This window comes from Micromonospora orduensis (assembly GCF_006228125.1).
In the GTDB taxonomy this organism is placed as follows: Bacteria; Actinomycetota; Actinomycetes; order Mycobacteriales; family Micromonosporaceae; genus Micromonospora; species Micromonospora orduensis.
Map to the genome: position 1 here is coordinate 1 of NZ_VDFY01000128.1, position 9,409 is coordinate 9,409.

Below are 9,409 nucleotides of genomic sequence, written 5' to 3' on the forward strand. Positions count from 1 at the left end.
CGCCGACGCCCCGGGGCCCCGCTGACCCGCGCGCCACGCCCCCGCCGTCGATCTAGGGCATATCGCTGCTGCTATAGATCAACTAACGACGATAATCCCTAGATCGACGCGTTGGGGCGGGAGGCGGGTTCACCGTCGTCGGGGTCGTCGAGATCCCGGATCATCTCGGCGAGGTCGTCGTGCTCCCCCCGGCCGCCCGAACCGACCCGCCGAGCGCGTGGCTGGTCGACGCCCCGACCCCGGTCGGCTGGGACCAGGTCGGGCGGCTGAACGCCGAGGGCCTCCTGGTGATCTCCCGAGCGGTGCTGCTCGACCCGCCGCCGGTGCAGCACACGTCCCCGTCGGAGGTGGACGCCCGGTCGGTGGGCATCAGCGTGCTGCTCGGCGGGCTGAGCGCCATGCAGATCGTGCTGCTGGCCGGGCCGGCGTTCGCCATCGGTGCGCGGCGTCGCCAGCGCGACCTCGCTCTGGTGGCTGCCAACGGCGGCAGCCCCGCGCACCTTCGCCGAATCGTGCTCGCCGACGGCGTGGTGCTGGGCCTCATCGGAGCCGTCATCGGGATCCTGCTGGGCGCGATCCTGGCGGTCGCCGGTCGCCCGCTCGTCGAGGAGCATCTGGCCCAGGCGCGGGGCGGCGGGTACCGCTTCTTCCCACTCGCCCTGCTCGCTGTCGCCGGGCTGGCCGTACTCACCGGGGTGGTGGCGGCGCTGGTGCCCGCGATCGTGGCGGCGCGGCAGAACGTGGTCGTCGCGCTGACCGGGCGTCGGGGCGCGACGCGATCCCGGCGGCGCTGGGTGGCCGTCGGCCTGGTGCTCGCCGCCGGCGGTAGCGGTGCGGTGGCGTACGCCGCCGTCCAGGTGTCGACGAATCTGCTGCTGGCCGGGCTGATGCTGACCCAGCTCGGCCTGGTGCTCTGCACCCCGGCCCTGGTCGGCCTGCTCGCCCGGCTCGGCCAGCACCTGCCGCTGACGCCGCGGATCGCGTACGTGGTGGACGGAACGGTGACGGTGCAGCCACCCGCGGTAGCGAGGCCGGGAGGACCGCTGAAAGGCGCCAAGGAGCCGGCCGCCCTCAAGCTGCCGGGGTACACCCTCGCCACCGGGATCCGCTCGGACCGGACGATCATCTCGCCATCGGCGCTGGCCCGAGCTGGGCTCATCACACACCAGTGGGGATTCGTGATCGCCACACCAGCTCCCGCCACGGCGGCGGAGGACCGCCTCCGCGCCGAGGTCGGCGCACTCTCCACCGGTCTGCGCGTCGACGTGGAGCGGGGCCCCGCGAGGTCGGACCATCCGATCCTGCTCATCCTGATGGTGGCAGCCGGGCTGATCACCCTCGGCGCAGTCGGGATCGCGACCGGGCTCACCGCCGCCGACAGTCGACCGGACCTGTCGACCCTGGCTGCCGTCGGCGCCAGTCCCCTGGTGCGCCGGAAGCTGTCGCTGAGCCAGTCCGGGACGATCGCCTGCCTCGGCTCGCTGCTCGGCATGGCCGTCGGCCTCGTGGGGGGCGTCGCCATCCTCACCGCGGTCAACCAGACGTACCTGCGGACCTGGCCCAGCGGAGACCTCTATCCGATCGTCGTCCCGTGGTCCGTCCTCGGTGCGCTGGCCGTGGTGCCCCTGGTCGCCATGCTCGGCGCCGGACTGCTGACCCGGTCTCGCCTGCCGATCGAACGGCGGATCGACTGACCAGGGCGGCGGCGTGACACGCACTCCGGAACACGGCAGCCCCGTCCCCCGATTGGGGACGGGGCCGCTCGGAGCCGGAATCAGTGGAAGAAGTGGCGGGTGCCGGTCAGGTACATCGTCACGTTGGCCTTCTTGGCCGCGGCGATGACCTCTTCGTCGCGGATGGAGCCGCCGGGCTGCACGATGGCGCGGACGCCGGCGTCGATGAGGATCTGCGGGCCGTCGGCGAACGGGAAGAACGCGTCCGAGGCGGCCACCGAACCCCGCGCCCGGTCGGCGCCGGCGCGGCTGACCGCGAGCCGCGCCGAGTCGACCCGGTTGACCTGACCCATGCCGACGCCGACGGTCGCGCCGTCCCTGGCGAGCAGGATCGCGTTGCTCTTCACCGCGCGCACCGCCCGCCAGGCGAACGCGAGGTCCCGCAGCAACTCCTCGTCCGCGGCCTCGCCGGTCGCCAACCGCCAGTTCGCCGGGTCGTCGCCGGAGGCGTCCACCCGGTCGGCGACCTGAGCCAGCACGCCACCGGTCACCGGCCGCCACTCGAGCTTCGCCGGGTTCCAGGCCGGCGCGCGCAGCAGCCGGATGTTCTTCTTGCCCTGCAGCACCTCGACCGCGCCCTCGTCGAAGCCGGGGGCGACCACCACCTCGGTGAAGATGTCGGCGACCTGCCGGGCCAGCTCGACCGAGACCGGCCGGTTGACCGCGATCACGCCGCCGAACGCCGACACCGGGTCGCAGGCGTGCGCCAGACGGTGCGCCTCGGCCACGTCGGCGCCCACCGCGATGCCGCACGGGTTGGCGTGCTTGATGATCGCCACGGCCGGCTGGTCGGCGAAGTCGTTGGCGGCCCGCCAGGCGGCGTCCGCGTCGACGTAGTTGTTGTACGACATCTCCTTGCCGTGCAACTGCTCGGCCTGCGCCAGCCCCGCCGGCGTGTCCGGGTCGCTGTAGAGCGCGGCCGGCTGGTGCGGGTTCTCGCCGTAGCGCAGCACCGTCGACTTACGCAGCGCCGAACCGGTGAACGCAGGCCAGGAGTCGTCGGCCGGGGCCAACTCCCGGGCGCACCACTGAGCCACCGCCACGTCGTACTCGGCGATGTCGGCGAACGCCCGGGCGGCCAGCGCGCGGCGCTGGGCCAGGGTGAACCCGCCCTCGTCGAGCGCGGCGCGCAGCGCCGAGTACCCGGTCGGGTCGGTGAGCACGGCGACCGAGGCGTGGTTCTTGGCGGCGGCCCGCACCATGGCCGGGCCACCGATGTCGATCTGCTCCACGCACTCCTCGACGCCGGCGCCGGAGGCGACTGTCGCCTGGAACGGGTAGAGGTTGGAGACCAGCAGGTCGAACGCCGCCACACCCAGCTCGTCGAGCTGCGCGACGTGGGTGTCCTTGCGCAGGTCGGCGAGGAGACCGGCGTGCACCTTCGGGTGCAGGGTCTTCACCCGGCCGTCGAGCACCTCGGGGAACCCGGTCACCGTCTCCACCGGCGTCACCGGCACACCGGCGGCGGCGATGGTGCCCGCCGTGCTGCCCGTGGAAACGATCTCCACGTCCGCCGCGTGCAGGGCCTGGGCCAGCTCGACCAGACCGGTCTTGTCGTAGACGCTGACCAGCGCCCGCCTGATCGGGCGGCGCCCGTCCTGAGTGGGACTCACGGAACGGTGACCTTCCTTCCGGTGATGGTCCAGCCTTCGCGGACCAGGCGACCGACCTGCTCGACGAGCTGGCGCCGCTCGGCTTCCTTGATGCGCTCGGTGAGCGTGTCCACGTCGTCGTCGTCGAGCACCGGCACCGCGACCTGCGCCACGATCGGCCCGGTGTCCATGCCCGCGTCGACGAAGAAGAGCGTGGCCCCGGTGAGCTTCACGCCGTAGGCGAGGGCGTCGCGCGGGCCGTGGATGCCGGGGAACGCCGGCAGCAGCGTGTTGTGGGTGTTCAGGTAGCGGTCGCCGAAGGCCGCGAGGAAGTGCGGGCCGACCAGCTTGAGGAACCCGGCCGAGATGACCAGGTCGGGCTGGTGCTTCGCGACGTGCGCGGTGAGCGCCAGGTCCCAGTCCTCCCGGGAGTCGTGGTCGCGGACCCGCTCCACGAACGTCGGCACACCGGCGGCCTCGGCCCGGTCCAGGCCCGCGATCCCGTCGCGGTCCGCGCCGACCGCCACGACCTGCGCGCCGTACGCGGGGTCGGTGCCGGCGTCCAGCAACGCCTGGAGATTGCTCCCGGAGCCGGAGATGAGGACGACGATGCGGGCGGCGGACGCGGGCTCGGTCACCGCGCCACCCTATCGGGCAGGTCAGGACGCCCTCCGGCTGGGCGGCGCTGATCTTTGACAGTGCCGACGGGCATCGACCCGGTACGCTGCCGGTCGCCCGGGCTGGAAGTCGTGCCGGCCCGCACCCCCGGAACTGATCCGGCACGCGAGGCGTGTCGTCGGAATGAGGAGCACCCCCATGCAGCCCGGTACCCACCCCCAACAGCAGCCGCCGATCAACAACAACATGACGATGTCGATCGTCGCCATCTTCCTCTTCTGGCCGCTGGCCATCCCGGCGATCATCAGCGCGTCGAAGGTCAACCCGCTGCTTCAACAGGGTGACCACGCCGGTGCCCAGGCCGCCGCCGCGGAGTCGCGGAAATGGTCGAAGTGGGCGCTCATCGTGGGCATCGGGTGGTATGTCGTCGTGTTGCTGTGCTGTGCGTTGGGTGGTCTGGGCGCGATCATGAGTGGGAACAGCAGTACCAGCTGACGGAACCGATCCAAGGAGCTTTCTCGAATGCAGCCCGGTAACCCCGGTCAGGACCCGTACGGCCAGCAGCCCAACCAGGACCCGACCGCACCCCAGCCGCCGCACGACCCGTACGCCCCGCCGCCGGCCGCCCCGTACGGCCAGCAGCCGACCTCCGGGCAGCCCTACGGCCAGCAGCCGCAGGACCCGTACTCGGCGCCGCAGGCCCCGTACGGTCAGCAGCCGCCGGCGCCCTACGGGCAGCAGCCCCACGACCCGTACGGCCAGCAGCAGCCGCAGTACGGCGCACCGACGTACCCGAACGCCGGCTACCCGCAGGCCCAGGGGCAGAACAACACCCTCGGCCTGGTGTCGATGATCCTCGGCATCGCGTCGATCCCGCTGGTCTGCTGCCTCTACCTGGGCATCCCGGTGGGCATCGCGGGCGTGGTGACCGGTTACCTCGCCAAGCAGAAGGTCGCCCAGGGCCAGGCCAGCAACGCCGGTCAGGCCAAGGCCGGCCTGATCTGCGGCGCGGTCGGCGTCGGGCTCGGCATCCTGCTGATCATCCTGAGCGTCGTGGCGAACGTCGCGCTGCCGACCCAGCCCTGACCGGTCGGGTCTCGACGGGGCGCTCCGGACCTGTCCGGGGCGCCCCGCGCTCGTCTACTGGGCGGAGGGCCGGGTGAGCACCCGGGTCGCGGCGGCGCCGAGCAGCGCACCGACCGCGATGACACCGGTGGCCACCGCGGCGACCTGCCAGGCCACCGGCCCGAGCTGGGTGAGTCGGCCGGCGCCCAGCGGCCCGGCGGAGACCTTCGCGGCCACGCCGAGCAGCACGCCGGCCACCGGCCCGGCCAGCGCCGCCGGCACCAGCAGGTCGGCCCAGCGCCGCGAGGGCCGCTCGCGGCCGTGCTGCGCTTCGGCGTCGACGATCCTGGCCCGCTCCGGCCCGGCGTGCCGGGCCGTGCGCCGGGCGAGCAGCCAGCCGGCCACCATCCCGGCCAGCACCGGCACCGCGAGCAGCAGAGCGCCGAGGCCGTCCACCGGGCCGCGCGGCAGGCCGGCGAGCAGCGGTACGGCCGGCAGCGCGCCTACCGAAACCTCACTCGTCCGGACCGCGGTGTCGGTGCCGACGGCGAAGCCCGGCCCGAGCAGGTAGCTCGTCGACCAGATCGCCGCGTTCGGCGCGTACGCCACGCTGACCAGGGTGATCCCGGCCTGTCCGGCCACCCCGGTGCGGTACGCCCCGATCATGTCGGCCGCGTCCCCGCCGCCGGTGGCCACGGCCAGTCCGGCCGCGCCGGCGCCCGCGCCGAGCAGCAGGAGCCCCGCCACCAGGCCGGTGCGTACGCCGTCGCGCAGCCGGGCCGGCATCCGGTCGACGAGCAGCCGGGTGACGGCGGTGATCCGGGTCGCGCCGACCAGCGCGGCGAGCGTGCCGACCGCCGCGAAGGTTGCTGCCGCCCGGATCGGGGAGGCATCCGGGCCACCGGCGCCGACAAGCACCGCGGCGAGGGCGCCGAGCAGCGCGTACGCGATGCCGACCGCGCACGCGGCGAGCAGCGCCCGGCGTGGCGAGCGGGTGTCCCGCGCGCCGATCGCGCGGCTGACGTGCACGCCGGCCCGGGTGAGCCGCCAGATCGCGAGCACGGTGAGCGCCAGCGGGGCGAGCCCGAACGGGCCGGCCTCGGTGTGCAGCGGAACCCCGTGCCCGACCAGCCAGCCGGCCAGCGCGGTGCGGAGGGCACCGCCCAGCGTGGCGCCGTCCGCGCCGAGCTGCACGAGCGCGAGCACGATGACGACCGGCAGGTACGACGTGAGGGCGGCCCAGCCGGCGGCGACCCCGGCGGCGACGGGCAGTGGCGCCCGCCCGCGCGGCGACCCACCGGCGCGAGGCGCGGGCACCCGTCGGGCCGGCGTGGCGCGGTCGACCGGCCGGTCGTCGGCGCGCACACCGCCGGGACGGCTGGGACGGTCAGGGGTGACGGGGGACATCCGCTCTACTCTGGCACGTCGCGCGGGCGGGAGCAGTCCGTTAACCCGCCCCGATGGGCGGCGAGTTGACCGAACCCCGGTCGGGGACGCCCGGTCGGGTCTAGCCTCGGCCCAGAGGGGGTGCGCGTCGCCGGTACGCCGGGTCGGGTCCACCGGTCACGGTCCGGGGCGGCCGCCGCCCACGACCGCCCGGAGGTAGCTGTGACGACCGCATACCCGCCGCCCCCGCCGCCACCGGCCCGGGGACGGGACCGGACGACCCTCTGGGGCGTGCTGGGCATCGTGCTGGGCCTGATCTGCTGCGGCATCCTCGGCATCGTCTTCGGCTATCTGTCCATCCGGGACGCCCGGCGTTACGGCCAGTCGCCGGTGCTCGGATACCTCGCCATCGTGTTCGGCGTGATCAACATCATCGGCGGCTCGATCCTGCGTCTCACCGGCAACTACCCGTTCTGGAACAACGACTGAGCGGGTGGTACGACGAAGGGGCCGACCGGTTCCGGTCGACCCCTTCGCCGGTGCCCTGCCGGCTCAGTTGCCGGACATGATCTCCCGCATCAGCTTGGCGGTCTCGGTCGGCGTCTTACCGACCTTGACGCCGACGGCCTCCAGCGCCGCCTGCTTCGCCTCGGCGGTGCCGGCCGAGCCGGAGATGATCGCCCCGGCGTGGCCCATGGTCTTGCCGGGGGGCGCGGTGAAGCCGGCGATGTAGCCGACCACCGGCTTGGTGACGTTGGCCTTGATGAACTCGGCGGCCCGCTCCTCGGCGTCGCCGCCGATCTCGCCGATCATCACGATGGCGTCGGTCTCCGGGTCGGCCTCGAACGCCTTGAGGGCGTCGATGTGGGTGGTGCCGATGATCGGGTCACCGCCGATGCCGACGCAGGTGGAGAAGCCGATGTCGCGCAGCTCGTACATCATCTGGTAGGTCAGCGTGCCGCTCTTGCTGACCAGGCCGATCCGGCCGGAGCCGGTGATGTCGGCCGGGATGATGCCGGCGTTGGACGCGCCCGGCGATGCGATGCCGGGGCAGTTCGGCCCGATGATGCGGGTCCGCTCGCCCTGCGCCAGGTTGTACGCCCAGAACGCGGCGGTGTCGTGCACCGGCACGCCCTCGGTGATCACCACGGCCAGCGGAATCGCGGCGTCGATCGCCTCGACGACGGCGGCCTTGGTGAACTGCGGCGGCACGAAGATGACAGTCACGTCGGCTCCGGTCTCGGCCATGGCGTCCGCCACGGACGCGAAGACCGGCAGCTCGGTGCCGTCGAAGTCGACCTTCTGGCCCGCCTTGCGCGGGTTGACGCCGCCCACCACGTTGGTGCCGGCGGCGAGCATCCGCCGGGTGTGCTTGGAGCCCTCGGAACCGGTCATCCCCTGGACGATGACCTTCGAGTCCTTGGTCAGCCAGATAGCCATGATCAGACCCCCGCAGCTGCCAGCTCGGCGGCCCGCTCGGCCGCGCCGTCCATGGTGTCCACCCGCTGTACGAGCGGGTTGTTCGCGCCGTCCAGGATCGCCCGGCCGGCTTCGGCGTTGTTGCCGTCGAGGCGCACGACGAGCGGCTTGGTGACCTGCTCGCCGCGCTGCTCCAACAGGGCCAGCGCCTGGATGATGCCGTTGGCGACCTCGTCGCAGGCGGTGATGCCGCCGAAGACGTTGACGAAGACGCTCTTCACGGCCGGGTCGGAGAGCACGATCTCCAGCCCGTTCGCCATCACCGCGGCGCTCGCGCCGCCGCCGATGTCGAGGAAGTTGGCGGGCTTGACGTTGCCGTGCCGCTCACCGGCGTACGCGACCACGTCGAGGGTCGACATGACCAGACCCGCGCCGTTGCCGATGATGCCGACCTCACCGTCGAGCTTGACGTAGTTGAGGTCCTTGGCCTTGGCGGCCTGCTCCAGCGGGTCCACGGCGGCCTGGTCGACCAGGGCCTCGTGGTCCGGGTGCCGGAACGCGGCGTTCTCGTCCAAGCTGATCTTGGCGTCGAGCAGCAGCATCCGACCGTCGCCGTTCTTGGCGAGGGGGTTCACCTCGACAAGGGTGGCGTCCTCGGCGACGAACGCCTGCCACAGGCCGACGGCGATCTCGACCACCTGGTCGGCGACCTCGGCCGGGAAGCCGGCGGCGGAAACGATCTCCCGCGCCTTGGCCTCGTCCACGCCGGTGTTCGCGTCGATCGGCGCCTTGACCACGCGATCCGGGGTCTCCGCCGCGACCTGCTCGATGTCCATACCGCCGGCCACGCTGGCGATGCAGAGGAAGGTGCGGTTCGCCCGGTCGAGCAGGTACGAGAAGTAGTACTCCTCGGCCACGTCCGCCGTCACCGTGATCATGACCTTGTGGACGGTGTGACCCTTGATGTCCATGCCGAGGATGTCGGTGGCCCTGGCCACCGCCTCATCCGGGCCCTCGGCCAGCTTGACGCCGCCGGCCTTGCCTCGGCCGCCGACCTTCACCTGCGCCTTGACGACCACACGACCGCCGAGGCGTTCGGCGATCGCGCGGGCCTCCTGGGGGGTAGTGGCGACGCCGCCGGCCAGCACGGGCAAGCCGTGCCGCTCGAACAGGTCCCGCCCCTGGTACTCGTACAGGTCCACGATTGCGCGTCCCGTCCCGTCTCCGCGGCGCGCCGTCGCGCCGCCACCAGCGTTCAGAAAACAGTTTGACGCCTGTCATCACTTGACACAGGCCGTTGGCCGCAGCCTAGCGAGGTGGGCACGGCCGGCAACCGAGCGGGTGCACGGTGTGCGGTAATGCACAACCCGGCCGTACGCGGGGTGGGTTTCGGCCCCCGACACGCGCGGCGTCAGCCGTCCGGGCGATGTTGCCGAGGGTGCGTAACCCGTCTGACGGGGCGTCGTTGAGTCAGGTGTCGGAGCGCTGCACAGCGCGATGACGGGAGACGGCCGATGCCCTGTCGGTCGAGGGGTGGCGGCGGGGCATCGTGCATAGAGGGGCCGGACGTGTGAGGGGTGCGTCCGGCCCCTCCCC

Annotated in this window: 9 protein-coding genes; 4 read left to right on the forward strand and 5 right to left on the reverse strand. The window is 72.9% G+C overall.

Annotated features, from left to right (window positions below; translation table 11 throughout):
* The first annotated feature begins 179 nt into the window (after positions 1–179).
* Positions 180–1,694 (forward strand): FtsX-like permease family protein, encoded by a 1,515-nt coding sequence (locus tag FHG89_RS10040; protein ID WP_139584103.1) that lies wholly within the window; start codon positions 180–182, stop codon positions 1,692–1,694.
* Positions 1,695–1,774: 80 nt separating this feature from the next.
* On the opposite strand, the gene purH is transcribed toward FHG89_RS10040, so the two are convergent.
* On the reverse strand, positions 1,775–3,346 hold the full coding sequence (gene purH / locus FHG89_RS10045; RefSeq protein WP_139584104.1) for a bifunctional phosphoribosylaminoimidazolecarboxamide formyltransferase/IMP cyclohydrolase: 1,572 nt from the start codon (positions 3,344–3,346) through the stop codon (positions 1,775–1,777).
* On the reverse strand, positions 3,343–3,963 hold the full coding sequence (purN, locus tag FHG89_RS10050; RefSeq protein ID WP_139584105.1) for a phosphoribosylglycinamide formyltransferase: 621 nt from the start codon (positions 3,961–3,963) through the stop codon (positions 3,343–3,345). The genes purH and purN overlap by 4 nt, the downstream gene beginning before the upstream one ends.
* Positions 3,964–4,141: 178 nt before the next feature.
* On the opposite strand from purN, the gene FHG89_RS10055 reads away from it, so the two are divergent.
* Together FHG89_RS10055 and FHG89_RS10060 are read left to right on the forward strand one after the other, a co-directional pair.
* Entirely contained in the window at positions 4,142–4,438 is a 297-nt protein-coding gene (locus FHG89_RS10055) for a CD225/dispanin family protein (RefSeq protein ID WP_139584106.1), read from the forward strand.
* Positions 4,439–4,465: 27 nt separating this feature from the next.
* Positions 4,466–5,029, forward strand: a complete 564-nt coding sequence (locus FHG89_RS10060; RefSeq protein ID WP_139584107.1) for a DUF4190 domain-containing protein — start codon at positions 4,466–4,468, stop codon at positions 5,027–5,029.
* A gap of 54 nt (positions 5,030–5,083) precedes the next feature.
* Here the strand turns inward: FHG89_RS10060 and FHG89_RS10065 are convergent, their stop codons facing one another.
* Positions 5,084–6,415, reverse strand: coding sequence for a cell division protein PerM (locus tag FHG89_RS10065; protein ID WP_139584108.1), 1,332 nt, complete (start codon positions 6,413–6,415; stop codon positions 5,084–5,086).
* Positions 6,416–6,616: 201 nt separating this feature from the next.
* Here FHG89_RS10065 and FHG89_RS10070 point away from each other — a divergent pair, with 201 nt between their 5' ends.
* Positions 6,617–6,883: a DUF4190 domain-containing protein gene (locus FHG89_RS10070; RefSeq protein ID WP_139584109.1), complete on the forward strand. Its 267-nt coding sequence runs from the start codon at positions 6,617–6,619 to the stop codon at positions 6,881–6,883.
* Positions 6,884–6,946: 63 nt separating this feature from the next.
* On the opposite strand, the gene sucD is transcribed toward FHG89_RS10070, so the two are convergent.
* Together sucD and sucC are read right to left on the reverse strand one after the other, a co-directional pair.
* Entirely contained in the window at positions 6,947–7,834 is an 888-nt protein-coding gene (sucD, locus tag FHG89_RS10075) for a succinate--CoA ligase subunit alpha (RefSeq protein ID WP_121654418.1), read from the reverse strand.
* A 2-nt stretch (positions 7,835–7,836) separates the two neighbouring features.
* On the reverse strand, positions 7,837–9,015 hold the full coding sequence (sucC, locus tag FHG89_RS10080; RefSeq protein ID WP_139584110.1) for an ADP-forming succinate--CoA ligase subunit beta: 1,179 nt from the start codon (positions 9,013–9,015) through the stop codon (positions 7,837–7,839).
* Between the last annotated feature and the right edge of the window lie 394 nt (positions 9,016–9,409).

What these genes read in the sequence shown, in the direction of transcription:
- FHG89_RS10055 (WP_139584106.1), top strand. Translation starts at nt 4,142, where the DNA reads ATGCAGCCCGGTACCCACCCCCAACAGCAGCCGCCGATCAACAACAAC.
- FHG89_RS10060 (WP_139584107.1), top strand. Translation starts at nt 4,466, where the DNA reads ATGCAGCCCGGTAACCCCGGTCAGGACCCGTACGGCCAGCAGCCCAAC.
- FHG89_RS10065 (WP_139584108.1), bottom strand. Translation starts at nt 6,415, where the DNA reads ATGTCCCCCGTCACCCCTGACCGTCCCAGCCGTCCCGGCGGTGTGCGC.
- sucD (WP_121654418.1), bottom strand. Translation starts at nt 7,834, where the DNA reads ATGGCTATCTGGCTGACCAAGGACTCGAAGGTCATCGTCCAGGGGATG.